The sequence below is a fragment of the Agrobacterium sp. NPDC089420 genome, assembly GCF_044900305.1.
Classification (GTDB): domain Bacteria; phylum Pseudomonadota; class Alphaproteobacteria; order Rhizobiales; family Rhizobiaceae; genus Agrobacterium.
This window is the reverse complement of sequence record NZ_JBJDMY010000007.1, coordinates 58,301-84,589: the sequence shown is the minus strand read 5'-3', so window position 1 is coordinate 84,589 and position 26,289 is coordinate 58,301. Positions and strand designations below refer to the sequence as shown.

Genomic DNA, 26,289 nt, shown 5'->3' with positions numbered 1-26,289 from the left:
GAAACCATGGCCGAACTGAAGCCGCTGATCGCCAAGGTCGCAAACGGAGAAAGCCTGAACCGCGAGGACGCGCGCACGGCCTTCGACATTCTGATGTCGGGCGAAGCCACCCCGTCGCAGATCGGCGGTTTCCTGATGGCGCTGCGCGTGCGCGGGGAAACGGTCGACGAAATCGTCGGCGCCGTCTCCTCCATGCGTGCCCGCATGCTGCCGGTCTCGGCCCCCGCCAATGCCATCGATATCGTCGGAACCGGCGGCGACGGCATCGGCACCTATAACATCTCGACGCTGGCCTCGATCATCGTCGCCGGCACCGGCCTGCCGGTCGCAAAACACGGCAACCGGGCGCTGAGCTCCAAATCCGGCACGGCGGATGCGCTCTCCGCGCTCGGCGTGAAGCTCGATATCGGTCCCGATCTCATCGCCCGCTGCATCAGCGAAGCGGGTCTCGGTTTCATGTTCGCGCAGATGCATCATTCCGCCATGCGCCATGTCGGCCCGAGCCGGGTCGAACTCGGCACAAGGACCATCTTCAACCTGCTCGGCCCGCTTTCCAACCCGGCCGGCGCCAAACGGCAGCTGCTCGGCGTCTTTTCGCCGCGCTGGCTCACGCCGCTGGCCGAAGTGCTGCGCGATCTCGGTTCGGAAAGCATCTGGGTCGTGCATGGCGACGGCATGGATGAAGTCACCACCACCGGCGTCACCCATGTGGCGGCGCTGGAAGGCGGCAAGATTCGGACCTTCGACCTGACCCCGAAGGATTTCGGCGTCGAACCCGCGCGTCTGGACGATCTCAAGGGCGGTGACGGCATCGCCAATGCGGCGGCGCTGCGCGAGGTTCTGTCAGGCAGACGCAATGCCTATCGTGACGTGTCGCTCTGCAACGCAGCGGCGGCGCTCGTCATTGCCGGCAAGGCGGAAACGCTGGGTCAGGCCATGGCCATCGTCAGCGAAGCGCTCGACAGCGGCGCGGCGGCGGCGGCGCTCGACCGCCTGGTCGCGGTGTCCAACGAAGCCGAGCCCGGGCAGGCCGACCATCAAAAGGAATGAGAGCGGGATCATGAGCGACATTCTGAAAAAGATCGAAATCTACAAGCGTGAGGAAATCGCCGCCGCCAAGGCGAAGGTCTCGCTGGCCGATCTGAAGGCCATGGCCGCCGGCCAGAGCGCACCGCGCGGTTTCTACCGGGCGCTGCGGGCAAAGCAGGCCGAGGGCAAGTTCGGCCTGATCGCCGAAATCAAGAAGGCGAGCCCCTCCAAGGGCCTGATCCGTCCCGATTTCGATCCGCCGGCGCTGGCCGCCGCCTATGAGGCGGGTGGCGCCGCCTGTCTGTCCGTGCTGACGGATAGCCCGAGCTTTCAGGGCGCACCGGAATTCCTGACCGCCGCCCGCAATGCCTGCGCCCTGCCGGCGCTGCGCAAGGACTTCATGTTCGAGACCTATCAGGTGCACGAGGCCCGCGCCTGGGGCGCGGACTGTATTCTCCTCATCATGGCATCGCTTTCCGACGACGAGGCGAAACGCCTCGAAGACGAGGCTTTCGCGCTGGGCATGGATGTGCTGGTGGAAGTGCATGATGCGGACGAAACCGAACGGGCGCTGAAGCTCGCCTCGCCGCTTCTCGGCATCAACAACCGCAACCTGCGCACCTTCGAGGTCAGCCTCGAAACCAGCGAGAAACTGGCGGGCCTCGTGCCGGCGGACAAGCTGCTGGTGGGAGAAAGCGGCATCTTCACCTTCGCGGATTGCCAGCGGCTCGAAAAAAGCGGCATCAGCACCTTCCTCGTCGGCGAAAGCCTGATGCGCAAGGACGATGTGACGGCGGCCACCAAAGCCCTGCTGACAGGCCAGTCCGGCATTCTGGCCGCGGAATGATGCGCCGATGAGCGATGGCCGGAAGCTCACCCATATCGATGCCAGCGGCGAGGCGCACATGGTCGATGTCGGCGACAAGGCCGAGACCGTCCGTATCGCCGTTGCCGAAGGCTTCGTGAAGATGAAGCCGGAAACGCTGGCGCTCATCCGCGACGGCAATGCCAAGAAGGGTGACGTCATCGGCACCGCCCGGCTGGCCGGCATCATGGCCGCCAAGCAGACGGCCAATCTCATCCCGCTCTGCCACCCGCTGATGCTGACCAAGGTTGCAGTGGACATTACCGAAGACGCCGCCCTGCCCGGCCTGCGGGTCGAGGCCATGGTGAAGCTGTCGGGCAAGACCGGCGTGGAGATGGAGGCGCTGACCGCCGTTTCCGTCACCTGCCTGACGATCTATGACATGGCGAAAGCCGCCGACAAGGCGATGGAAATCGTCAATATCCGCCTTCTTGAAAAGAGCGGCGGCAAATCCGGCGATTTTCGCCGGCAGGAGAGCTGAATGAAACCGCTGCTGCCCGTAGATGATGCCACAAGGCGCCTTCTGGAAGCGGCGGTTCCGGTCATGGAAAGCGAGATATTGCCGCTCGCCGACTGTGACGGCCGTGTTCTTTCGGCCGATCTGGCGGCGCGCCTCACCCAGCCGCCCTTCAATGCCTCGGCCATGGACGGTTATGCGCTGCGCAGCGCCGATGTGCCCGAAATCGGCTCGGTCCTCACCGTCATCGGCCAGGCGGCGGCCGGCCATGCCTTTACCGGCACCGTTGGTGAAGGCGAAGCGGTGCGCATCTTCACCGGCGCCCCCGTGCCGGAAGGCGCGGATACGATCCTCATCCAGGAAGATGCCGAGGTGCTGGAAGCGGGCAAAATCCGCACTACCTTCCAAGTCACCGAAGGGAGACATATTCGCCCGCGCGGGCAGGATTTCGCCGAGGGCGAAACGGCCCTGGAAGCCGGGCGGGAACTCCGCTTCACCGACCTGACGCTTGCGGCGGCCATGAACCACGCGGCACTTGCCGTCTACCGCAGGCCGCGCATCGCCATCCTTGCCACCGGCGACGAATTGCTGCCACCGGGAAGCACGCCGCAGCCGGCGCAGATCATCGCTTCCAACACCTTTGGCGTCGCAGCCCTGGCAAGGCAGGCCGGCGCCGATGTCCTCGATCTCGGCATCATTGCCGATGACGACGCCCTGATCCGCGCCGCCATCGGCAAGGCAATCGCGGCCAAGGTGGATGTGCTGGTGACGCTCGGCGGCGCCTCCGTCGGCGACCACGATCTCGTGCAGGCCGCGTTGAAGGCGGAAGGCATGCAGCTCGATTTCTGGCGTATCGCCATGCGGCCGGGAAAACCGCTGATGGTTGGCGCCATCGGCTCCATGCAGGTTCTCGGCCTGCCGGGAAACCCGGTCGCAAGCCTTGTCTGCAGCCTGCTGTTTCTGGAGCCGCTGATCCGCAGGATCGCCCGCCGCGCGCCGCTGCAGCGCATCGCCACCGCCCGCACCGCGACGCCGCTGAAGGCGAACGATCACCGTCAGGATTATCTGCGTGCCCGTTTCAGCACGGACGAGAACGGCGCGCTGGTGGCGCAAGCTTATCAGAAGCAGGATTCATCCATGATGAAGATATTGGCCCATTCCGACGGCCTGATCGTGCGCCCGCCGCACGCGCCGGAAATGGCGGCCGGGGCGGAATGTCCGGTGATAAGGCTTGGCTGCTGATACAACGGCCGCCCGTCCGGATGGGTGGCGCAGGGCCAGACCGGCCCGCTCCAGAACTTGCCAAAGGATTGATGCGCCGTCACAAAACGGCACCACAGCCGCGCATCCGGCATCGGGACTTCAAATAGAGCTGTAATATTTCTGTATCCCGACACATATGACAAAAAAATCCACCTATAAGCGGAGTTTTTACGAATTCAAAAGACGCCAGCCGCCGGCGCGATGGGAATATGTTCCCGCATTGTTGTGCCAAAATAAATCACATGAATCCCGTTATTGGGATTGACAGAATAAATGCGATGCTGTCACCAAGACGAACAGTAGAGGGGCAAATTTTCGGAAATTTCATAAAATGAAAATTACTTATAATTATCAATTAAATAAGATAAAAATCGGCGAAAATGGCATTTCCGGGAACAAAAATTAGTTTCCCATAAATTAAGCTTTCCAAAACGGGCTTCATAATAATAATCATAATCGATAAGCAGACTCACTGGAGTTTTCTGATGAACACGGCATCCACGCCCAAAACCACGGGTCCCGACATTGCCGGGCAGATTGCCTATGCCATGCGGAGCATGGGTGTTTCGCCGATCCCGCGCAATTACAGCCTTTTTTACGAAGCCTATATCGGTTCGAACCCGGCGCTGACGAAAGATCTGGCCGCGCTCGGAAGCCGTGCCACGCAGGAAGACCTCGACGAATTGTCGGCCCGCTATGGCGACAACAACCCTGCAAGGGCGATCGACGACGCGCATGAGAAGCTTCGGCGGGAACTGGAAGCCCTGCTGGGCACATTGCGGCGGGAGCAGTCCTCCATCGAGAACTACAACAGGATCCTCGGCGAAACGCGCCAGCGCATCGACGACAAGAACGCCTCGAGCACCAATATTCTGAAGAATGCGATCTCGTTGCTGGCCGAAGCCACCGGCACGAAGATCATCGACGGTGAAAAGGCGTTCAACGACGTCAACCGTCATGCCGAGGAAATGCATCAGGTCCGCCTGGAACTGGATGAATACAAACGGATCGCCAATACCGACTCGCTGACGCGGCTTTCCAACCGCCGCGCCTTCGACGACCGGCTGGCTTCCGTCTACGACACCTCCATCGGCCTGCAATATACGTCGCTGGTCCTGCTCGATATCGACCATTTCAAGCGCATCAACGACACGTTCGGCCATCCGGTCGGCGACAAGATCCTCGCCACCGTCGCCTCGGTCATCCGCGCCAATGTCCGCAAGGACGGCTTCGTCGCCAGAAGCGGCGGCGAGGAGTTTGCCATCATTCTCGACGGCAATACGCCGGAGGAAGTGATGGTGATGTGCGAACGTATCCGCCTGTCGCTGGAAAGCACGCCCTTCCGCAATTCGAGATCCGGCGCCGATTACGGCACGGTGACGATTTCCCTCGGCTTTGCCTCCGCCTCCCAGGCCGGCAATCCGGCTGAACTTTACGGCCATGCCGATACGGCGCTCTACCACGCCAAGGAAACCGGCAGAAACCGCACCGTCTTTTACGAGGACGGCATGCAGAAGAACTATACCGGCAAGAACTGGCTGATTTATCGGACGTGAAGCAAATTGCGCCAATTTGGGCGCATTAAAAACACGGCGCGCTCCCCACCCTCATTCCTGTGCTTGTCACAGGAATCCAGCCAGCCCAAGTCCTTGGGCTGAAAGGACTCCTCTCCTCCGCACAGACGCGCGTCGACTGGATTCCTGTGACAAGCACAGGAATGAGGGCGGAAGGGGAAGCCTCACCACATGGTCTTCGCCGCCCGCGCCGCCCATTCCCGGTCATAGGTTTCCTGATCGAACTCCGCCTTCGCCGCCTTGAGCAGCAGGCCGGGTGTCGGAAGCGAGGCCGGGTCGACGAAATGGACGGGGTTCCACAGTTCCGAGCGCATCAGCGCCCGGGCGCACTGGAAATAGACCTCGTCAATCGTGACCACGGTGACGGTGCGCGGATGTTTGCCGTCCATTTCAAAGCTCTGCAGCAGGGCCGGATCGACGGAGACCACCGCCCGGCCGTTGATGCGCATCGTGGTATTCGAACCGGGGATCAGGAACATCAGCGCCACCCGCGGATCGCGCACGATGTTCAGAAGCGAATCGACGCGGTTGTTGCCGCGCCAGTCCGGCAGCAGCACGGTCTTGTCGTCGGCCACCCGCACCACGCCGCCCCTGTCGCCGCGCGGCGAACAGTCCATGCCTTCCGGCCCGACCGTCGCCAGCGCCAGGAAGGGTGAGGCCTCGATCATCTGCCGATATTCCGCCGTCAGCGTTGCCGTCACCTTCGCGACCGAGGCCTCGCTCGTGCCGTCATAGATGGCCTTCAGTTCCTCAACCGTGCGAATGATCGTCATGTCCGCCATTCCCTTCAAATCAATCTGCGCCGTTCGCAAGACGGCGCCTTATTCTTCCGCCGCTTCCGCCTTTTCGCGTTCCGCCCGCTCCTTCGCGGTACGCGCGGCGACGAGGTCGGCCGGCTGGGCATTGCCGCGGATCAGCGAACGGCCGGCATAAATGCCGCCGACGACTTCCATGGCGAAACGTTCCTCGTCGCGGTCGCGGAATTCCTCGACCAGACGGGCGGCGTCCTCCCGCTCCTCGCCCATGGCGCCCAGCACTTCCTCGCTGAAATTCAGCGCCGATTCCAGCGTCTCGCGGATCTGGTAGTCCACGCCGGCCTTGAGAAGATCGATGGCGTGGCCACGGTCATAGGCACGGGCGAGAACGGGAACCAGCGGGAATTCGTGCTTGACGATCTCCGCGATCCTGACAGCCGCTTCCTTGTCGTCGACGCAGATGAGCACGGCACGCGCCGTGCCCGCACCGGCGGCATGCAGGATTTCCGCCCGCGAGCCGTCACCATAATAGACCTTGAAGCCGAATTCCGCCGCATCGCGCACGAAGTCGGCATCCCTGTCGATCAGCGACAGCGTATAGCCCCGCGCCAGAAGCGGCTGGCTGACGATCTGGCCGAAACGCCCGAAGCCGATGAGCAGGATGCTGCCCTCGACATTTTCGGGCACGTCGAGATCGTCGGTATTGGGAACCGCCGCCGGCACCAGCCGGTCGTGCAGGATGACCATCAGCGGCGTCAGCACCATGGAGATGATGATCGTCGCCGTCAGGATGGCGTTGGCCTCGCGGTCGAGAATGCCGGCGCTGACGGCGGCAGAATAAAGAACGAAGGCGAATTCGCCGCCCTGCGCCATCAGCACCGCCCGCTCCAGGCTTTCGCGGCGGGTGGTGCCGAGCGCCCGGGCCACGCCATAGATCAGGAAGGCCTTGAGCAGCATGTAGCCGGCAACGCTGACCAGCACGAGCTGCCAGTTGGAGCCGATGACGGCAAGATCGATCGCCATGCCGACACCGAGGAAAAACAGGCCGAGCAGAATGCCGCGAAACGGCTCGATATCGGCCTCCAGCTGGTGGCGGAAGGAGGATTCGGACAAAAGCACGCCGGCAAGGAAGGCGCCCATGGCCATGGAAAGCCCGCTGACCTGCATCAGGAGCGCCGACCCCAGCACCACCAGCAGGGCCGCAGCCGTCATCACCTCGCGCGCGCCGGAAGCCGCCAGCAGCCGGAAGAACGGGTTGAGCAGATAACGCCCGGCAAGAATGAGCGCGCCGACGGCGGCAAGCGCGATGCCGACGGAGACCCAGCGCTCGGATGCGGTGACATGTTCGCCGCCCGAACCGAGAAAGGCGACGAGCGCCAGCAGCGGCACGATGGCAAGATCCTCGAACAGCAGGATGGCGATGATGCGCTGGCCTTTCAGGCTCGACATGCTGTTGCGTTCCTGCAGCATCTGCATGACGATCGCGGTCGAAGTCAGCACGAAGCCCGTGCCGGCAACAAAGGACATGATGACGGGAAAGCCGAGGCCGACACCCACCAGCGTCAGGCCCGCCATGCAGACCAGCACCTGCAGCGCCCCCAGACCGAAAATATCCTGCCGCATCGACCACAGCCGCGACGGCTGCATTTCAAGGCCGATGATGAACAGGAACATCACCACGCCCAGTTCGGCAATATGAAGAATGGCCTGCGAATCGGAAAAGAAACCGAGACCGTAAGGCCCGATCGCAAGGCCGGCGGCGAGATAACCCAGCACCGAGCCGAGGCCGATGCGCTTGAAGATCGGCGCGGCGACAACGCCCGCCGCCAAAAGCACGACCACCTGGGCCAGATCATTTCCGTTCGCTTCGACCGCCACACGCCACCCCGTTGTCATTGATCAAGACGAGGGTACTCCCTCCCTCACTTCCTAGCGCATCGGTGTGAAAAGCGAAAACGATTTTACTGAAGGGCGATGCATGGATTCAACGGGTTATTTGTCCTCAGGCATGGGGGCCTCAGATGCCACGGTCCTCCTTCCACCCTCATTCCTGTGCCTGTCACAGGAATCCAGTCGACGCGCGTCTGCGCGGCGGAAGGAAGCTTTTCAGCCCAAGGACTTGGGCTGGCTGGATTCCTGTGACAGGCACAGGAATGAGGGGGAGCGTCCGCAGGCCTTGCGTCCGCCTACCGGGATAGCGGCTCCCTGCTCAAGCCCTTTTCAGCAAGCTGCCGTTGATAATCGGCAAACAGCGCATCCCCGGTCTCGCCCAGTTCCTTCAGATATTTCCAGGTGTAGATGCCGCTGTCATGGCCGTCGTCGAAAACGATGCGCACCGCATAATTGCCGGTCGCGACCATCGAGCGGATGGCGACATCGCGTTTGCCCGGAACCGTAACCTTTTGTCCAGGCCCGTGCCCCTGCACTTCCGCCGAGGGCGAAAGCACGCGCAACATCTCGGCTGCCAGCCGGTAAACGCTCCCGTCATCAAAGGAAACGGTCAGTTCCCGCCGGTCTTTCGACACAAGCAGCTCGGTCGGCCAGGCATCACTCATTTTTCACTTCCGCAAGCTCGTCACATGCGTCAGAATTACGGACTTGCCTGACGATAGGCAAGCCACTACATCATTTGAAAGGCGCAGACGGGGCGCGTGGCCCGGCGCATCGCGCAACGAGGACGGAGACGTGAACAGTTTCCCCGGATCGCTTGAAAAAGCGCAATTCCTGACGGAAAACAACGCACCGATGGTGGATCCCTTCGGCCGCGCCATCACCTATCTGCGCGTTTCCGTCACCGACCGCTGCGATTTCCGCTGTACCTATTGCATGTCCGAGCACATGACCTTCCTGCCGAAGAAGGACCTTCTGACGCTGGAAGAGCTCGACCGGCTCTGTTCCGTCTTCATAACGCGCGGCGTGCGCAAGCTGAGGCTCACCGGCGGCGAGCCGCTGGTGCGCAAGAACATCATGTCGCTGGTGCGGAGCCTCGGCCGGCATGTGCGCACCGGCGCGCTTGCCGAGCTGACGCTGACCACCAACGGCTCCCAGCTGGCAAAATTCGCGGACGAACTTGCCGATTGCGGCGTGCGCCGCATCAATGTCTCGCTCGACACGCTCGACCGGGACAAATTCCGCCAGATCACCCGCTGGGGCGATATCGACCGGGTGATGGAAGGGCTGGATGCCGCGCGGGCCGCCGGCATCAAGATCAAGCTCAACGCCGTGGCGCTGAAGGATTTCAACGACGCCGAGATTCCCGATCTCATGCGTTTTGCCCACGGTCGCGGCATGGACCTGACGGTGATCGAAACCATGCCGATGGGCGAGATCGAGGAAGACCGCACCGACCGCTACCTGCCGCTTTCGAAACTGCGCGCCGATCTGGAACAGAGCTTCACGCTCATCGACAGCGATTACCAGACCGGCGGCCCCGCCCGTTACGTGACGGTGAAGGAAACCGGCGGCCGGCTCGGCTTCATCACGCCGATGACCCATAATTTCTGCGAAAGCTGCAACCGTGTCCGGCTGACCTGCACCGGCACGCTGTACATGTGTCTGGGGCAGGACGACGCGGCCGACCTGCGCACGGCGCTGCGCGCCTCCGACAGCGACGCCTATCTTTCCAGCGCCATCGACGAGGCCCTCCTGCGCAAGCCGAAGGGGCATGATTTCATCATCGACCGCACCCACAAGCGTCCCGCCGTCGCCCGCCATATGAGCGTGACCGGCGGCTGAACCTCTTTCTCGTCCACCCACCCATATAAACGGTTGAATTGCCGGCTGTACCGTGCCACGTCTCTTTCCATGGAGGAATGCGCCGCCGCGCCCGCGAGGCCGCCCGAAACCGTCTGAAACGGCGGCCCGGGTAAAACTGCGCATGGTCTGGGATCGTATGGAATGGCATTGACGGACAATACGCGCGGCGCGCTGTTCATGGCGCTCGCCATGGCAAGCTTCACGGCCAACGACGCCCTGACGAAATCCGTCACAGCCTATATCAACACCGGCCAGATCATGTTCGTGCGCGGCATCATGACGGTGGTGCTGATCTACATCGCCGCCCGCCATTTCGGGGCGCTGAGACCGCTCAAGACCCTGTTGCGGCCCATCATCATCCTGCGCTGTCTCTGCGAAGTGACGGCTGCGGTGCTGTATCTGACCGCGCTCGGCCTCATCGAATTTTCCAATGCCTCGGCCATCTTGCAGTCCCTGCCGCTGGTGGTGACACTCGGCGCCGCGCTGTTCCTGCGCGAGCCGGTCGGCTGGCGGCGCTGGGTGGCGATCATCGTCGGTTTCATCGGCGTGCTCGTCATCATCAGGCCGGGTCCTGAAGGTTTCACGCCGGGTGCGCTTCTGGTCGTCGCATCGCTCGCCGTTACCGCCGCGCGCGATCTCCTGACCCGGAAAATGTATGCCGATGTGCCCTCGCTCGCCATCACCGTCATCACCGCCTTCGTCAACATGGCGGTCGGCGGGCTGCTGATCGTGCCCTTCGGCGGCTGGCAGCCGATGAACCTCACCATCGTCTCGCATCTGGCCGCTTCCGCCATTCTCGTGCTGGTCGGCTATCAGGCCATCATATTGTCGATGAGAACCGGCGAAATCTCCTTCGTCGCACCGTTCCGTTACACCGGCCTGCTCTGGGGTTTCATGATCGGCGTGTTCTTCTTCAACGAAAAGATCGACAGCTACACCATCGTCGGCGCCATGATCGTCATCGGTTCGGGCCTTTATACCTTCTACCGCGAAAGCCTGCGCAAGCGCTCGCAGATGGCCAAGCGCGCGGCCGCGACACCGACAGCCGCAACCACGGTCAGGCCGGCTTCCCTGACGAAAGCCGCCGTTACGGAAGAGGCGGGAGAATGACATGAACAGCGGCCGTTTTCTGGACAGAACCACCCCGCCCCACATCATCACGCTGGTCGTCATCGCCGGCGTCGCGGCGCTGTGCATGAATGTGTTCCTGCCCTCGCTGGCCGCCATGGCGATCTACTTCGAGACCGATTACGCGGTGATGCAATTTGCCGTATCCGGCTACCTTGCCGCCACCGCCTGCCTGCAGCTTGTCATCGGCCCGCTTTCCGATCTCTTCGGCCGCCGCCCGGTCATGCTGGCCAGCATCGCAATGATGATCGCCGCCACGCTGGTCTGCATGCTGGCGCCCGACATCACCGTCTTCATGATCGGGCGTGTGGCGCAGGCAGCCGTCGTTTCCGGTTTCGTGTTGGCCCGCGCCATCGTGCGCGACATGGTGCCGATGAAACAGGCAGCCTCGATGATCGGCTATGTGACCATGGGCATGTCCGTGGTGCCGATGGTTGGCCCCACGGTCGGCGGCCTGCTCAACGATCTCTCCGGCTGGCAGTCGAGCTTCGCGCTCCTCGCCGTGCTCGGTGTTGGCATTCTGGTGCTGGCCTGGTTCGATCTCGGCGAAACCAACCATAATAGATCGGCGAGTTTTTCACAGCAGTTCCACGCCTGGCCGGAACTGCTGCGCTCGCCGCTGTTCTGGGGTTATGCGCTGACCTCGACCTTCTCGTCGGGCATGTTCTTTTCCTTCCTCGGCGGCGCACCTTTTGTCGGCAGCGTGCTTTACGGGCTTGCGCCGGCCATGCTCGGCCTGCAATTCTTCTTCATGGCCAGTGGTTACATGCTCGGCAACTTCGTCTCCGGCCGTTATGCCAGCCAGATCGGCATCACCCGCATGATGCTGTCGGGCAACGTCATCGCCATTGCCGGCATCGTCACCACCATCGTGCTGATTTCCGCCGGGGCGGACAGCGCCTATGCGTTCTTCGTGCCGCTCGCGCTCATCGGCGTCGGCAACGGCGTGACGCTGCCCAGCGCCAATGCCGGCATGGTCAGCGTCCAGCCGCATCTGGCCGGCTCCGCCTCCGGTCTTGGCGGCGCGATGACCATTGGCGGCGGCGCCGCGCTTTCGGTCCTCGCCTCCTCGGTCCTGTCGAAGGAGGACGGAACCTGGCCGCTCCTCATGGTGATGCTGGCGACCGGCCTTGTCGCCCTTCTCACCACCTATGTCGTAAGGCTGCAGGAACAGCGGCAATGAGCGCCCTTCCCCTTGAGATACCCGGTCTCGTGCTTGCCGGCGGCCTGTCGCGGCGCATGGGCAGCAACAAGGCGATGGTGATGCTTGGCGATGCGCCGCTCATCTCCCACGTCGTGCGCCGCATCACGCCGCAGGTCTGCGATGTCACCATCAATGCAGCCATCCATGGCGATAACGGCTGGGCGGAAAGTTTTGGCCTGCCATTGCTGCCCGATACGCTGAACGGCCATGCCGGGCCGCTCGCGGGTATTCTGGCCGGCATGCGCCATTTCCAGCATCGTGAGGGTGCGGCGAGCCATTTCCTGACCGCGCCCGCCGACAGCCCGTTCTTCCCTGAGGATCTCGTGGCGCGGCTCTGCGAACACGTATCGGACAATACGATCGTCATCGCCGCCTCCAGCGGCCAGGTTCACCCCGTCTTCGCGCTGTGGCCGGTGACGCTTGCCGACGATCTTCAAGACTGGCTGAAGAACGATGCGAACCGCCGCATCCGCGCCTATCTCGCCCGGCATGTCACCATCGGCGTGGCTTTTCCGCCGCTCGAAACGGCCAAGGGCAGCCTCGATCCGTTCTTCAACATCAACACGCCGGATGAACTGGCGCTGGCGCGCAGTTACCTGGAGCATGTGGAATAAAGGCGCGTAGCGGTTTTCGTTGGGATAACGTCTGGAACAAAGAGATAGAGCTGCAACCATGACAGCACAAAGGGTCTTCGGCATTGCCGGCTGGAAAAATTCGGGCAAGACCGGGCTTGCGGTGCGCATCGTCACCGAACTGACGGCGCGCGGCTACCGCGTCTCCACCATCAAGCACGCCCATCATGATTTCGATATCGACAAGGTCGGCGCCGACAGTTGGCGTCACCGTCAGGCCGGCGCGCATGAGGTCACCATCGTCTCCGGCACCCGCTTCGCCATCATGCATGAATTGCGCGGCGAACCGGAACCCTCCTTCGAGGACATTCTCGCCCGCCTCGCCCCCTGCGATCTGGTGCTGATCGAAGGCTATAAATACGAGCCGGTGCCGAAGATCGAGGCGCGCCGGCTGGAGGCAGCGAAAACCGAACCGCTTGCGCCGCTCGACCCGCACATCGTCGCCATTGCCGCCGACCATGCGGTAACGGACACGACCCTCCCCGTCTTCGATCTCAATGATACCGCGACGATTGCCGATTTCATCGAGAAAACGGTGGGGCTGGTGAGGGCGTGAACAGGCATTGGAGCGGAATGACTTTCTCGCCCAGGCTGCCTCCCCACTTCCGTCATACCGGCCTTGAGCCGGTATCCAGCCAGCCCAAGTCATTGGGCTGAAAGAAGTCCTTCTCGCCGCGCAGACGCGCGTCGGCTGGATGCCGGATCAGGTCCGGCATGACGGCGGAGAAGGGCCATGAAGCCAAAACCGACGACGCCAGCCGCAACGGCGACGTAATTTCCCGTGAAAACGCACCCCAAAATGAAAAAGCCGGGCTCATCACCCGGCTTCATCATTCCTTGAGAACGCAATACCTATTCAAGGAAACCTGATGGGTTCACCGGCGTCGCATCCTTGCGAACTTCGAAGTGAACCTGCGGACGCTTGGCGCTGCCCGTCATGCCCGATGTGGCGATGGTCTGGCCGCGCTGCACCTTCTGGCCGCGCTGCACATCGAGATTGGCGGCGTTGCCGTAAACCGTGACCTTGCCGTCGTCGTGGCGGACGAGAACCGTGTTGCCGAGCTGCTTGAGGCCGTTGCCGGCATAGATGACCACACCGTTTTCGGCGGCCTTGATCGGCGTGCCTTCCGGAACCGAGATGTTGATGCCGTCATTACGGCTGCCATCGACATTGTCACCGAAATTATTGATGACGGCGCCGCGAACCGGCCAGCGATATTTGCCGATGCCGGTGGATTCCGGGGCAACGGAAGCCATGTCGGCCTTTTTCTCGATATCGCTGACGCTGGCGGTGGCCGGCGTGGCGGGCGCGGTCGGAGCCGCGGCGGCGGGAGCCTTGTAAGGCTCGGGCTTGGCGGATGCGGTTTCGACCTGCCGGACGGCGGCCGCTTCCCTGGCGGGAACCGAGGCCGTCTTGATACCGTCGGTGGCGGCGCCCGGCATGGCAAGCGTCTGGCCGACCCGGATGCTTTCATTGGAAAGACCGTTGGCGGCCTTGAGAGCGGCGACCGACACGCCGTTTTCGCGGGCGATCTTCGCCAGGCTGTCGCCCGGCTGAACCTTGTAGCCGCCGCTTGGCGGCAGCGGCTTGCCGCCGGGAGGCGTCAGCTTGCCGGTCTCGGAGGAAACCTTGTCGCGGGCGGCGGCCTGCGAAGGCAGCACGGCCACGTTACCCTCGGGGCTGCGCAGCGGCGTCGGCTGGTCGCCATTGCGGTTGAGGGCAATATCGCCTGCCGCATCCCTGGCCGCGTTGCGGGCCTGACCGAATTTCGGAATGATGATCGCCTGACCGGCCTGCGCCGAGGAAGCCGTCTTCAGACCGTTGACCCGCAGCAACTCCTTCTCCGGAACGCCGTAGCGGTTGGAAAGCGTCGTGATGCTTTCGCCGGGGCGCAGCGTCACGGAAGACGCGCCGTCCGTGTGCCAGCCGTTCTTGTCGGAACGGACGGTGGCAGTGGTGAGATTGTCGGCAACGGGTGCAGCGGCCTGGCGGGCGGGTGCGGCGGGAGACGGCGCGGCCTGGCGCTGCGCCGATGGGAAAGGCTGGGCCATGGCTTCGTTGCGGGTCGACGGATCGCGGCTTGCCACCGCCGTCGGCGCCGACAGTTCGGAGCGCTGCACCGGCGAGGCCGAAGCCGAGCGGGCCGTGGAAGGCTGGACGCCGCCGCCATAACCGCCGGATTGCGGATAGGAATTGCCGGCCATGTTCTGGTTGGCATAACCGCCCTGCGGCGCGGCGGAGGCGTAACCGCCATTCATGTCGCCCTGCGGAACCGGCGCCTGCCCATAAGCACCGCCGCCCTGACGGGCTGGAATTGACGCCGTGGTCATCTGATCCGGTCCACTGGAAAAGAGGCCACTGAACCGCGTTGCATCCGAGCTACAGCCCGTCGCGACGCTTGCCAGCAATGCCGCTGCGAACATTTTTGCGACTGATTTTCCGATTTTAGACGAATGTCTCATACGCATGACTCGATCTACACTGACGCCAACCCGCCGCATCGAGACCGATCCGGCACAAATTTCAATTCTTGCAAGGCCCATTTCCCGAGATGGGGAAAACCATGCGTCGATGTTTATGATTAAAGCGCGTTAGTGTTACCACGCCGTTAAAACGTTAAGCCGTTTGGCGCTTTTTTGACACTTCGATAACCATGACGAAAACCGGCTGCGTCATGCTGAAACAATAATGATGTTTAAAATCAGATAGTTGATACAATTCAGAACATTAGAAGACGAAAATAAACAGTCTTCAAAATTTTCATTTTGTCACAAATGCCGCGCAATATGCGACGCCAGCGGCAGATAAGGCGCCTCGAACAGCTCTTCCTTCTCGAAGCGGCTGCCGGTCTTGGAGAAGCGGGTCATCACGCAGCGGTCGCCCTCAACGATGATCGGCGCGATCATCATGCCGCCGGAAACGATCTGTTCGGCAAAGAAGCGCGGCATGGTGGTGAAGGCGGCGGTGGAGACGATGCGGTCAAAGGTGCCCTCGCCCACCAGCCCGTTGCTGCCATCGGCCTGGCGGATGACGACATTACGGATGGAAAGATCATCGAGGCAGTTCTGCGCCTGCTGCACCAGCGTCTTGTACCGCTCCAGCGAAAAGACACGCTCCACCCGGCGCGCGATGATCGCCGTCATGAAACCGCTGCCGGTACCGATTTCCAGCACGCGCTGGCCGGGTTTCAGCTGCAGGCGGGCAAGGGTCTTCACCGCCATGTCGGCGCCTTCCATGAAGGCGCCGCAATCGATCGGGATCGTGCGGCTGGAATAGGCGTCGGCCGCAAATTGCGGCGGCACGAATTTCGAGCGCGGCGTCTGCTCCACCGCCGTCAGCAGGTCGAGATCGGAAATCCCCTCGCCCCTTAAACGGAGAACGAGAGCGGCAAAACCTTCTTTTTCGACCATTGCGGATTTCAATCGGCGACTCCGAATCCAAGTGCTTGCGCAACCCGATCCTTCACCGTGTAGTCCGTCAGGTCAAGCTTGAGCGGCGTCACGGAAATCTTGCCGTGTTTCAAAGCGTGGATATCGGTGCCTTCGCGGAAGGTGCCGAGACGTTCGCCGAAGCGCAGCCAATAATAGGGAAAACCGCGGCCGTCCTGGCGTTCTTCCACCGTCAGGCCGAAATCGAGCTTGCCCTGCCCGGTGACGGACACACCCTGGACATCCTTTGGCGCACAATTGGGGAAATTCAGATTGAGGAAAGTACCGTCCGGCAGGTCGACATCGATAAGCTTGCGCAGAAGATCCGGCGCATAGGTCTCGGCGACTTCCCACGGCACGACGCGGCCTTCCGTATGGCTGAAGGCCTGGCTGAGCGCAAAGGAGCGCACGCCCTGCAGCGTGCCTTCGATGGCGCCGGCAATGGTGCCGGAATAGGTCACGTCATCGGCCATGTTGGCGCCGGCATTGACGCCGGAGAGAACGAGATCGGGCTTTTCCGGCAGGACTTCGCGTATGCCCATGATGACGCAATCGGTCGGCGTGCCGCGCAGCGCGAAATGCTTGTCGGAAATTTTTCGCAGACGCAGCGGCTCGGACAGCGTCAGCGAGTGGGCAAGCCCGCTCTGGTCGGTTTCCGGTGCAACGATCCAGACATCGTCCGACAGCGTGCGGGCGATGCGCTCCAGCACCGCCAGACCTTCGGCGTGGATACCGTCGTCATTGGTCAGCAAAATCCGCATGTCTCTCTCCGCTGCTTCGCCCTTGGGAAAGGGCTCGATATTGTCTTTCACGGCCGCATCCCCATGACCGTCATGCCGAACCTGATCCGGTATCCAGCCGACGCGCGTCTGCGCGGTGGAGACAGTCCTTTCAGCCCAAGGACTTGGGCTGGCTGGATTCCGGCTCAGGGCCGGATGACGGAAACACCGGAACTTAGGCCGCCTTCTCGATCCGCGTCAGACCGCCCATATATGGCAGCAGCACGTCCGGAATTGTGACGGAACCGTCGTCGTTCAGATAATTTTCGAGAACCGCGATCAGGCAGCGGCCGACAGCCGTGCCGGAACCGTTCAGCGTGTGCACGAACTTCGTCGCCTTGTCGTCCTTGCCGCGATAGCGCGCATTCATGCGCCGCGCCTGGAAATCGCCGCAGACCGAGCAGGAGGAAATTTCACGATAGGTGTTCTGGCCGGGCAGCCACACTTCCAGATCGTAGGTCTTGCGCGCGCCAAACCCCATGTCGCCGGTGCACAGCGTCATGGTGCGGAAATGCAGGCCCAGACGCTTCAGCACTTCCTCGGCGCAGGCCGTCATGCGCTCATGCTCGGCAACCGCACTTTCCGCATCGGTGATGGAGACGAGTTCGCACTTCCAGAACTGGTGCTGGCGCAGCATGCCGCGTGTGTCGCGACCGGCTGAGCCCGCTTCCGACCGGAAGGACGGTGTGAGCGCGGTGAAACGCAGCGGCAGTTTTTCCTGCTCGAGAATTTCGCCGGAAACGAGGTTGGTCAGCGTCACCTCCGCCGTCGGGATCAGCCAGCGGCCATCGGTGGTCTTGAACAGGTCCTCGGCAAATTTCGGCAATTGCCCGGTGCCGAACATCGCCTCGTCACGCACCATCAGCGGCGAGGAAACTTCGGTATAACCGTGTTCCCTCGTATGCAGGTCGATCATGAACTGGCCGAGCGCCCGTTCCAGCCGCGCCAGCTGGCTGGTCAGAACGGTAAAGCGCGAGCCCGAAAGCTTGGCGGCACGTTCGAAATCCATGTAGCCGAGCGCTTCGCCGATCTCGAAATGCTCCCTCGCCTCATGGTTCCAGCCGGGCTTCTGGCCGACCACGCGGGCAACCACATTGTCATGCTCGTCCTTGCCGTCGGGCACATCGTCGAAGGGCATGTTCGGCAGGCGCGACAGGGCGTCGTTGAGCTCGGCGGTGACCTTTCGGTCCTCGTCCTCGGCGCGCGGCATGTTGTCCTTGATGTCGGCGACTTCGGCCTTGAGTTTCTCCGCAAGCTCCGTGTTCTTCTGCGCCATGGCGGCGCCGATTTCCTTGGAGGCGGCATTACGACGGGACTGCATGTCCTGCAGGGACTGGATGACGGAACGGCGCTTTTCATCAAGAGCGATCAGGCCGCTGGCGGCAGGCTCAACGCCGCGCCGTGCAAGCGCCGCGTCGAAGGCTTCGGGGTTTTCGCGTATCCATTTAATGTCGTGCATCGTCGTTCCAGACCGTTGTTGCTTCACCCGTGTTTGTCAGCAAAACGCCGGGCGAAAGGCCCGGCGCGAGGAGATTGAATGAGCGGGAAGACCGGCACGAAGCGTTAGGTCTCTTCCAGCTCCGTGCTTTTGGATTCCTCCGCACGTTTCCTCTCCACGAGTCGAGCCATGTAGATGGAAATCTCGTAGAGAATGATCGCAGGCAGCGCAAGACCGATCTGGGACATGGGGTCGGGCGGCGTCAGCACGGCCGCGACCACGAAGGCCATGACGATGGCGAATTTGCGCTTTTCCCGGAGCCAGTCGCTGGTCAGGAGCCCGACGCGCGCCAGCAGCGTGGTGACGACGGGCAGCTGGAACACCAGGCCGAAGGACAGCACCAGCGTCATGATCAGGCTCAGATATTCCGAAACCTTCGGCATCAGCGAAATCGCCACCTCGCCATCTTCCGGCAATTGCTGCATGGCGAGGAAGAACCACATGACCATGGGCGTGAAGAAGAAATAGACGAGCGCCGCGCCGATGAGGAACAGGATCGGCGAGGCGACGAGGAACGGCAGGAAGGCGGCGCGCTCGTTCTTGTAGAGGCCCGGCGCCACGAATTTATAGAGCTGCGAGGCGATCACCGGAAAGGAAATCACCATGGCGCCAAACATCGCGACCTTGATCTGCGTGAAGAAGAATTCCTGCGGCGCGGTATAGATCAGCGAGGATTTGGTGACATCCAGCCCCGCCCAGATGACCGCCCATTTATAGGGAATGACAAGCAGGTTGAAGAGATGCTTGGCAACGGCAAAACAGGCGATGAAGGCAACGAAGAACGCGCCGAGCGACCAGATCAGCCGCGTGCGCAGTTCCATCAGGTGTTCGATAAGCGGCTGCGGCTTATCCTCGATATCCCCGCTCATGCTTCATCCTTTTTGGGCTTTGCAGCCTTTGTTTTTGTCGCTCGCGCCGGTTTGGCCTCGGCCACCGCCGCAGCCTTGCCGGTAGCGACCTTCCTGACCGCCGCCTTTTTGGCGATAGCCTTCACGGTGGGTTTCGAAGCGGCGGGCTCGATGGCCGCCGCAGAAGCGGCGGCTTCGGCGGCCTTGCTGCGGGCAGCGCGTTTCGGCTTTGCGGCAACCGCTTCGGCTTCCGCGGCGGCAACCGATTTCGCCCTCGTGCGCTTCGGCTTTTCCGCGGCTGCGGTAGCGGGCTGGGCGGCAGTCACCGGCGGCGCATCCGCAAGCTTCATTTCCGGCTCGGGAACGCTGACCAGCGGCGCGACCGGCTCGCTTGTCGCCGGCGCCGGCGTGGACGAAAGGCCGTCCGGCGCGGCCGTCGCCTTCTGGAGATCGGACTTGATCTCGTTGCCGAGCTGGCGAAGCGGGTTCATCGCATCGCGCAGCGAATTGGTGGGGTTGAGATTGCGGACATCGGAGATGGTCTGGCGCACATCGTCCATGTCGGCCTCTTTCAAGGCCTCATCGAACTGGGTGCGGAAATCCCCCGCCATCTTGCGAAGACCGGCCATCGTCTTGCCGAAGGCGCGGATCATGGGCGGCAAGTCCTTAGGTCCGACGACCACGATCAGCACGACCGCAATCACCAGAAGCTCGCTCCAGCCGATATCAAACATCAATATGCTCCCGAGAGCCTAACGCCAATCTCACCACAAGCGGCAACAGGCCGCTTACTTGATCTCGTCAGCCTTGTGGTCGACGGTCTTCGTGTTGGCATCGGCCGGCGGCGGCGTCTGGTCCTCGTCAGCCATGCCCTTCTTGAAGCTCTTGATGCCCTTCGCGACATCGCCCATCAATTCCGGGATCTTGCCGCGTCCGAAGAGGACGAGAACAATCACCAGCACGATGAGCCAATGCCACACACTAAAAGAACCCATAACTGAAACTCCTGAATTTCGCTTTCAGACGATGTAAGACGTTTGAAAGGCTTTTTCAAACAACAAATCACCGCTTCAACAGGGAGTGAGCATAAAGTTTTTGCGTCTTGCCGCCCGCGTGACGGCCGCTCAATCGTCGCCGTCGCCGCCACCCGGCGCAAGCAGGCCCAGCTCTTCCAGATCAAGCTGCGTGATCGGGTCCTCGTCCTCGCGCAACTCGTCGCTCATCATCGGCAGGGGCACGCCGAAATTGGAGGGAATACGGCCCGATAGCAGCCCCGCCCCCTTCAGCTCCTCGAGGCCCGGCAAGTCACGCAGCTCCTCAAGGCCGAAATGGTCGAGAAACTCCACCGTGGTGCCGATCGTCACCGGTCGTCCCGGCGTGCGCCTGCGGCCCCGGAACCGCACCCAGCCGGCCTCCATCAGCACGTCAAGCGTACCGCGCGAGGTCTGCACACCGCGGATTTCCTCGATTTCGGCGCGTGTCACCGGCTGATGATAGGCGATAATCGCCAGAACTTCCAGCGCCGCGCGCGACAGCTTCTTCGGTTCCTTCTCCTCGGCGCGGATGACGAAGGAAAGGTCGCCCGCAGTGCGGAACGCCCATTGGCCGCCCACCTGCACGAGATTGACGCCGCGCTCGGCATAAACGGCCTTCAGGTGCTGCAGGATGGCGACGACATCCATGCCGCGCGGCAGACGTTCCGCGATGAAGCCCACGGATACCGGCTCGGCGGACGCGAAGACCAGGGCCTCGGCGATGCGCTCGGCCTCCTTCAGCTGCCGCTCGGAAAAGACCGTGGGTTCGGGCGCCATCCCATCCGTCACGATCATCGCCTCGCCGGTCTCGTCGTCATTCGTCATTGTCGGCCCTCCCGGCACTGGCTTCGCGCTCGTCCCTTGTGCCTCGGCGCATATAGATGGGCTGGAAAGCTCCCTCCTGCCGGATCTGCAGCGATCCCTCGCGCACCAGTTCCAGCGAAGCGGCAAAGGCGCTGGCCATCGCCGTCACCCGCATGGCGGGATCGGGCACATATTGCAGCAGATAGTGATCGAGCACCGTCCATTCACCGACATCGCCGAGCAGGCTGGTCAGAAGCTCGCGCGCCTCGACCAGCGACCAGACCTGCCGTTTTTCGATCGTGACCTGGGTAATGGCCTGCCTTTGCCGCAGATTGGCATAGGCACTCAAAAGATCGTAGAGATTGGCCTCGTAAGCCGAGCGGTTGACATGCGGAATATGCTCCGGCGCGCCACGGGCAAAAACATCGCGGCCGAGCTGGGCGCGGTTGACGAGGCGTTCGGCCGCCTCGCGCATCGCTTCCAGGCGCTTCAGCCGGAAGGCCAGCGTCGCGGCCATTTCCTCGCCCGAGGGGCCGTCATCCTTCGATTGCTGCGGAATGAGCAGCTTGGACTTGAGGAAGGCGAGCCAGGCCGCCATCACCAGATAATCGGCGGCCAGCTCGATGCGCACACGCCGCGCGCTTTCCACGAATTGCAGATATTGCTCGGCAAGCGCCAGGACGGAAATGCGCGACAGATCGACCTTCTGGGTGCGGGCAAGGTGCAAAAGCAGATCGAGCGGGCCTTCGAAACCCGCAACATCGATCACCAGCCCGGCCTCGCCCGTCAGCCGCTCCGGCGTCACATCCTGCCAGAGCTTGTCCATCGGTGTCGAATTGCGAGACTTGTCTGCGGCCATTGTTCCATCCGCCGGGCATCCGGCCTGTCGTCCCGAGTGAGCGGCCGCCGCCCGATCGTCAGGAAACGGCCCACATGGCGTTGAATTCGGCTCTCAGTTCCGCTTCGTCGGAAGGGTCGGCGGCGGGAAAACCCGCTTCCACGGCCCGCACCCGCTCCAGCGAACGGCCAGAAAGAACGGGAACCTCTTTCACGACCTCCAGCATTTCACCCATCACGCCGTTACAATGCAAGACTATATCACAGCCGCCCGCAACAATATTCGCAGCTCTTTCACCGAGCGTGCCCTTCAGCGCATTCATGGAACTGTCGTCGGACATCAGCAGGCCGTCAAAGCCGATGCGACCGCGAATGATCTCCTCGATCACCTTCGGCGAGGTCGTCGCCGGCCGCTCGCGGTCGACGGCGTTGAATACCAGATGCGCGCTCATCGCCATCAATTCGCGGTTCAGCGCCCGGAACGGCACGAAATCATGGGCGTCCAGCTCATCGAGCGGCACATCGACCACAGGTAGTTCATGGTGCGAATCGACCATGCCGCGGCCGTGACCGGGCATATGTTTCATGACAGGCAACATGCCGCCCGCCTTCAACCCGTCGGCCGCCGCCTGCCCCATCTCGGCCACCATGATTGGCGTGTAACCGTAGGCGCGGTTGCCGATGACATTGCTGGCGCCTTCCACCGGCACGTCGAGCACCGGCAGGCAATCGACATTGATACCGAATTTCAGGAGGTCGAAAGCATGCAGGCGCGACATCAGCCAGGCGGCGCGCAGGCCGGCATCCCGGTCGCGTTCATAGATTTCCCCGAGAATGCGGGCATTCGGATAGGCCTGCAGGATCGGCGGCTTGATGCGCTGGACCCGTCCGCCCTCCTGATCGATCAGCACCGGCGCGTCAGGCCGCCCGACGGCATCACGCATGGATGCGACGAGATCGGTGATCTGCTGCGGCTCGCCGATATTGCGGCCGAACAGGATGAACCCCCAGGGCTGCTGGTCGCGGTAAAGGGCGATCTCGTCGGCAGTCAGCGAAAGCCCGCTGCATCCGAGGATCATAGCTTTGCAATCGGTCATGGTGTCACGCTCTCAGGGGGGAAATAAGGAGTAAGGAAACTGCGCCATCGGGATTGCGAAACGCGTCCGATAACCATTCCGCCGTCATCCTCGGGCTTGACCCGGGGATCCATCGCTCCGGGTTGTGGATCCTCGGGTCAAACCCGAGTATGACCCGGAGTGCGATGGAAGGGCCAAGATACTGTAAGGGCCGCCTTATGCGGCAGCCCCAATCTTTCTACGCCAATCCGACCGTTATCACCGCGCCACCAGGCAGCTGCCGCCGGCCGAGCGGAACTTCTCGCACAGCGCCACGGCTTCGTTCTTGTCACCCGCCGGGATGCGGACGCGGTAGAAGGTGCCCTTGCCGGCAATTTCAGCCGCCTTGATGTCGACGCCGCGTCCACCGATGACCGAGCCGAACTTGGCGGACATGCTCTGGTAGGACTTCTGGGCTTCGGCCTGGCTCGGCAGCGAGGCGATCTGGATGTAATAACCGCCGGCAGACGGCGTGCTGGTCGCAGCCGGTGTGGCGGCGGCCGTCTGGGCCTGCGGCTGGGCGGGAGCCGTCGCCGTCGGGCGGACATTGCCCTGGTTCGTCACCGTTGCCACCACATTGGCAGGCTGAGAGGACGGACGCGCCGACGGAAGCGGCGCCGCCGACTGTGCGGCCGGCTTGGCGGCGGCAGGCGTATTGGCCTGCGGCTGTGCCGGCTGTTCCGGCGCCACGGGAACCCGCGAGGCGGCGATGACGGCAGGAGCGCCCTCACCCGGCTTGGCGGTCTGCGGTGCGGCAAGCTCCTCGACCTTGTCGGCCTTCGGCGGCTGCGCTGCCGGGGCTTCCACTTCCTGGGCGACAAGCGTGCCGTCCGGCTTGACGATCATGGTGCGGACCTTGCGCGGCGAAACGCCGGTTGCGCCGGCACCTTCGTTCTGAGCGGCCTTTTCTTCCGGCGACAGCAGGCGCGGATCTTCGGTCTCGCCAACCGGCGTGCCGGCGGCTTCCATATCCGCGTCGTTTTCGCCTTCCAGCGGCAATTGTTCGGGGATCAGCGTGCGCTGCACCACATCCACCGGCTGTTCATTGCTGGAAATCAACGCCGGCTGCTTCGGATCGGCGGCGCTGCCGCCGGCCACGCGGTCATAAACCGCCTTATCCTGGTTGGGCACGACGCGGCCGCCCGGATTTTCCGGCACGACCTTCATCGGATCGTTATCGGCGGAAATGATGACCGGCGCGCCGTTGGAGCCGGCGCCGGACGAGCCGCCGGACATCAGCGCGTAAACGCCGCCGCCGACAAGCACCAGACCGATGGCGGCTGCTACCGGCATGATCCAGCGGCGACCGCCGCGTTCGTCTTCATCGCGATAGGCGGCCTGATGATCGACATAGGTATTTTCGGCATCGCGAGGCGCATTGCCGCGGGACGCGGCAGCCTCCTGCATGGAGCGGCGGAAATCCTCTTCCAGCGCCCGCTCGAACTCGTCGGCCTCTTCGGGAGCCTGTGCGGGACGCGCCTGGACGGCACTGCGGTTTTCGGCATGCTTGTGACGGTCGAGGCCGCCGGCAACCGCCGGCGCAAACAGCGTCGCAAGCTCGGTGTCGATATCGAGATCTTCCTCGTGACGACGCGGCGCCGGCTTGGGCTCGAAAACGCCGACGGGCAGTTCCGGTACATCCATCTCGACGATGTTTTCCGGGTGCTCCTCCGTCTCGCCGATCTGCGAGGGATCGAAAGGCAGGGTTTCCAGCGTCTGCGGCGCAACCGGCTGCGGCGCGGCGGCAACCGGACGCGGCTGGACCGGAGCGACGAAGGCCGCCGGTGCGGCGGCGGATACCGGCACGGCACGCTGCGGTGCAGGTTGCTCCCTCACCGGCTGCGGCGCGGCAGCGACAGCTTCTACGGCAGCAACAGGCTGCTGGCGAACCGGCTGTGGCGCAGCGACGGGCGCAACTTCGGCTTCGGCGATGTCCGAGAGGTCGAGATCAAGATCGAGATCATCGAGCGCCAGTTCGAAATCATCGTCGTTAAAGCTGGCGAAATCCCCGAAATCCGGCTCCGGGGCGGGCGACGAAGGCGAAACGGAAGCGGCGGGCGCCGCCTTGACGGGCGTTGCGGCAACCGGTGCAGCAACCGCCGGCTCGGCTTTCGCAGCCTGCACCACCGGTGCGGACTCCACCACCGGCTCTTCGCCGCGTCCGGGAATGGAATATTTCGCAACGTTGTAGATCAGCTCGTCCATCGGCGAGAGATTTCCCGCGGACGGCTGCTCGGCAACCGCAGGCGCAACGGACGGCTCGGCAGGCTTGGCGGTCTCGGCAACGAAAGGCGCAAAAGCCGGCGCAGCCTCTTCCGCCTGAACGACGACGGGTGCGGGCGCTTGCTCCACGGGAGGTTCGATCCGGGTCGCCGCCGGCTGCGGCTCGACCCGACGCGGATCAGCGGCCGAAACATCACGACGCGCGCCGAAATTGGCAAGCGGCAGACGCAGGCTGGAGAATTCCAGCGACGACCGGCCGCCATGCGAGGGCGGACGCACGGAAATCGGCGCAGGCGCTTCCTCCGCAACAGCGATTTCAACCTCGTCGGCGAGATCGAAAGCCTGCGGTTCCGGTGCATGCGCATGAGCGGACGAAGCAATATTGCTCGAAACATCGGCCGGAAGCTCCGGCATGGCGTGCCATTCGGGCTCGGACGGTTCGAAAGACTGCGGCTCGTCCCATGCCACCTGCTGGGCGGCCGGCTGGTAGACAACCGGCTCGGCGGCGCGCGGCTGGCGCGAATGCACATCGAAAACTTCCGCCACAGCACCGGCATCGTCACGGAAATCCGCACGAATATCCTGCTGCGCCGATGTCTCGACGTAATTGTGAATATAGGCCTGGTCGACCTCCGGAAGCGGCTCTTCGCTCACCTCGGCTTGAGGCGCTGGCTCGGCCACCGGCGCAAGCTCCGGCTCGCGGCGGGCAAAAACCGATTCGACGCGCTGCATGAAATCGCTGGGGTGAACAGCCGCACGGACATCGTTTGCCGGATCAAGCACGACCGGATCGGCGTGCGGCGCATCGTAAACCTCGAATTCCCGCAGCAGCTCGTCTTCGAGGTTGAATTCGGGTTCGCGGCGGGCAACCGCTGGCGCAGCCTCGGAACCCGCATGCGAAGGACGATCTTCGAAGCCGACGATACGCGCCAGTTCTGCCAGAGGATCGTTGTCAGCGAAGCCTTCGGACCGGGCGTCCCGGTTATACGCGACATTTTTTTCGACCATTACGTGTTCCACCATCTACGCATTGCAGCTCTTGCCAGCGTATTGTGAGCA

25 protein-coding genes are annotated in these 26,289 nt (G+C 62.9%); 10 read left to right on the top strand and 15 right to left on the bottom strand.

Annotated features, from left to right (window positions below; all coding sequences use genetic code 11):
- Nucleotides 1-6: 6 nt before the first annotated feature.
- The 5 genes from trpD (at nt 7) to ACI2KA_RS13040 (ending at nt 5,170) form a co-directional block, all read left to right on the top strand.
- Nucleotides 7-1,050, top strand: coding sequence for an anthranilate phosphoribosyltransferase (gene trpD / locus ACI2KA_RS13060; protein ID WP_404502650.1), 1,044 nt, complete (start codon nt 7-9; stop codon nt 1,048-1,050).
- A 10-nt stretch (nt 1,051-1,060) separates the two neighbouring features.
- Entirely contained in the window at nt 1,061-1,876 is an 816-nt protein-coding gene (gene trpC / locus ACI2KA_RS13055; protein WP_404502648.1) for an indole-3-glycerol phosphate synthase TrpC, read from the top strand.
- A gap of 7 nt (nt 1,877-1,883) precedes the next feature.
- A complete protein-coding gene (gene moaC / locus ACI2KA_RS13050) occupies nt 1,884-2,375 on the top strand; it encodes a cyclic pyranopterin monophosphate synthase MoaC (RefSeq protein WP_404502646.1) in 492 nt (163 codons plus the stop codon).
- Nucleotides 2,376-3,593 carry a gephyrin-like molybdotransferase Glp gene (gene glp, locus ACI2KA_RS13045; RefSeq protein WP_404502644.1) on the top strand — a complete coding sequence of 406 codons (1,218 nt, stop codon included), beginning with the start codon at nt 2,376-2,378 and terminating at the stop codon, nt 3,591-3,593. It begins immediately after the preceding gene.
- 506 nt (nt 3,594-4,099) lie between these two features.
- Nucleotides 4,100-5,170 carry a diguanylate cyclase gene (locus ACI2KA_RS13040; protein WP_404502642.1) on the top strand — a complete coding sequence of 357 codons (1,071 nt, stop codon included), beginning with the start codon at nt 4,100-4,102 and terminating at the stop codon, nt 5,168-5,170.
- 182 nt (nt 5,171-5,352) lie between these two features.
- Here the strand turns inward: ACI2KA_RS13040 and ACI2KA_RS13035 are convergent, their stop codons facing one another.
- From ACI2KA_RS13035 to ACI2KA_RS13025, 3 genes are all read right to left on the bottom strand, one after another.
- Nucleotides 5,353-5,961, bottom strand: coding sequence for a pyridoxamine 5'-phosphate oxidase family protein (locus ACI2KA_RS13035; RefSeq protein WP_404502640.1), 609 nt, complete (start codon nt 5,959-5,961; stop codon nt 5,353-5,355).
- Nucleotides 5,962-6,009: 48 nt separating this feature from the next.
- Nucleotides 6,010-7,821, bottom strand: coding sequence for a monovalent cation:proton antiporter-2 (CPA2) family protein (locus tag ACI2KA_RS13030; protein ID WP_404502638.1), 1,812 nt, complete (start codon nt 7,819-7,821; stop codon nt 6,010-6,012).
- Between the two features lie 308 nt (nt 7,822-8,129).
- Nucleotides 8,130-8,498 carry a gamma-butyrobetaine hydroxylase-like domain-containing protein gene (locus ACI2KA_RS13025; RefSeq protein WP_404502636.1) on the bottom strand — a complete coding sequence of 123 codons (369 nt, stop codon included), beginning with the start codon at nt 8,496-8,498 and terminating at the stop codon, nt 8,130-8,132.
- Between the two features lie 130 nt (nt 8,499-8,628).
- Here ACI2KA_RS13025 and moaA point away from each other — a divergent pair, with 130 nt between their 5' ends.
- The 5 genes from moaA to mobB all read left to right on the top strand — a co-directional run bounded on the left by moaA (nt 8,629) and on the right by mobB (nt 13,219).
- Nucleotides 8,629-9,678, top strand: coding sequence for a GTP 3',8-cyclase MoaA (moaA, locus tag ACI2KA_RS13020; RefSeq protein ID WP_404502634.1), 1,050 nt, complete (start codon nt 8,629-8,631; stop codon nt 9,676-9,678).
- A gap of 162 nt (nt 9,679-9,840) precedes the next feature.
- Nucleotides 9,841-10,809, top strand: a complete 969-nt coding sequence (locus ACI2KA_RS13015) for a DMT family transporter (protein WP_404502632.1) — start codon at nt 9,841-9,843, stop codon at nt 10,807-10,809.
- A gap of 1 nt (nt 10,810) precedes the next feature.
- Entirely contained in the window at nt 10,811-12,010 is a 1,200-nt protein-coding gene (locus ACI2KA_RS13010; RefSeq protein WP_404502630.1) for a multidrug effflux MFS transporter, read from the top strand.
- The gene (gene mobA / locus ACI2KA_RS13005) at nt 12,007-12,645 is read left to right on the top strand and encodes a molybdenum cofactor guanylyltransferase MobA (protein WP_404502628.1); all 639 of its coding nucleotides are present in this window, start codon (nt 12,007-12,009) and stop codon (nt 12,643-12,645) included. The genes ACI2KA_RS13010 and mobA overlap by 4 nt, the downstream gene beginning before the upstream one ends.
- A gap of 58 nt (nt 12,646-12,703) precedes the next feature.
- On the top strand, nt 12,704-13,219 hold the full coding sequence (gene mobB, locus ACI2KA_RS13000; RefSeq protein WP_404502626.1) for a molybdopterin-guanine dinucleotide biosynthesis protein B: 516 nt from the start codon (nt 12,704-12,706) through the stop codon (nt 13,217-13,219).
- A 52-nt stretch (nt 13,220-13,271) separates the two neighbouring features.
- Here mobB and ACI2KA_RS12995 read toward each other — a convergent pair whose 3' ends face one another.
- From ACI2KA_RS12995 to ACI2KA_RS12940, 12 genes are all read right to left on the bottom strand, one after another.
- Nucleotides 13,272-13,481 (bottom strand): hypothetical protein, encoded by a 210-nt coding sequence (locus ACI2KA_RS12995; RefSeq protein ID WP_404502624.1) that lies wholly within the window; start codon nt 13,479-13,481, stop codon nt 13,272-13,274.
- Nucleotides 13,482-13,515: 34 nt separating this feature from the next.
- Nucleotides 13,516-15,087 (bottom strand): peptidoglycan DD-metalloendopeptidase family protein, encoded by a 1,572-nt coding sequence (locus ACI2KA_RS12990; RefSeq protein WP_404502622.1) that lies wholly within the window; start codon nt 15,085-15,087, stop codon nt 13,516-13,518.
- A 345-nt stretch (nt 15,088-15,432) separates the two neighbouring features.
- The gene (locus tag ACI2KA_RS12985; RefSeq protein ID WP_404502621.1) at nt 15,433-16,086 is read right to left on the bottom strand and encodes a protein-L-isoaspartate(D-aspartate) O-methyltransferase; all 654 of its coding nucleotides are present in this window, start codon (nt 16,084-16,086) and stop codon (nt 15,433-15,435) included.
- The gene (gene surE, locus ACI2KA_RS12980; protein WP_404502986.1) at nt 16,083-16,853 is read right to left on the bottom strand and encodes a 5'/3'-nucleotidase SurE; all 771 of its coding nucleotides are present in this window, start codon (nt 16,851-16,853) and stop codon (nt 16,083-16,085) included. Before surE ends, ACI2KA_RS12985 begins: the two co-directional genes overlap by 4 nt.
- 193 nt (nt 16,854-17,046) lie before the next feature.
- On the bottom strand, nt 17,047-18,330 hold the full coding sequence (serS, locus tag ACI2KA_RS12975) for a serine--tRNA ligase (protein ID WP_404502619.1): 1,284 nt from the start codon (nt 18,328-18,330) through the stop codon (nt 17,047-17,049).
- Nucleotides 18,331-18,434: 104 nt separating this feature from the next.
- Nucleotides 18,435-19,238, bottom strand: a complete 804-nt coding sequence (tatC, locus tag ACI2KA_RS12970) for a twin-arginine translocase subunit TatC (RefSeq protein ID WP_404502617.1) — start codon at nt 19,236-19,238, stop codon at nt 18,435-18,437.
- Nucleotides 19,235-19,951, bottom strand: a complete 717-nt coding sequence (tatB, locus tag ACI2KA_RS12965; RefSeq protein WP_404502615.1) for a Sec-independent protein translocase protein TatB — start codon at nt 19,949-19,951, stop codon at nt 19,235-19,237. The genes tatC and tatB overlap by 4 nt, the downstream gene beginning before the upstream one ends.
- Before the next feature lie 54 nt (nt 19,952-20,005).
- Nucleotides 20,006-20,212, bottom strand: a complete 207-nt coding sequence (locus tag ACI2KA_RS12960) for a twin-arginine translocase TatA/TatE family subunit (protein ID WP_003509722.1) — start codon at nt 20,210-20,212, stop codon at nt 20,006-20,008.
- A gap of 129 nt (nt 20,213-20,341) precedes the next feature.
- Complete coding sequence (gene scpB / locus ACI2KA_RS12955; protein WP_404502614.1) at nt 20,342-21,076, bottom strand: SMC-Scp complex subunit ScpB; 735 nt, start codon at nt 21,074-21,076, stop codon at nt 20,342-20,344.
- Complete coding sequence (locus ACI2KA_RS12950; RefSeq protein ID WP_404502613.1) at nt 21,066-21,914, bottom strand: segregation and condensation protein A; 849 nt, start codon at nt 21,912-21,914, stop codon at nt 21,066-21,068. The genes scpB and ACI2KA_RS12950 overlap by 11 nt, the downstream gene beginning before the upstream one ends.
- Before the next feature lie 58 nt (nt 21,915-21,972).
- The gene (nagZ, locus tag ACI2KA_RS12945; protein ID WP_404502611.1) at nt 21,973-22,989 is read right to left on the bottom strand and encodes a beta-N-acetylhexosaminidase; all 1,017 of its coding nucleotides are present in this window, start codon (nt 22,987-22,989) and stop codon (nt 21,973-21,975) included.
- 237 nt (nt 22,990-23,226) lie between these two features.
- On the bottom strand, nt 23,227-26,238 hold the full coding sequence (locus tag ACI2KA_RS12940) for an SPOR domain-containing protein (protein ID WP_404502609.1): 3,012 nt from the start codon (nt 26,236-26,238) through the stop codon (nt 23,227-23,229).
- Nucleotides 26,239-26,289 lie beyond the last annotated feature (51 nt).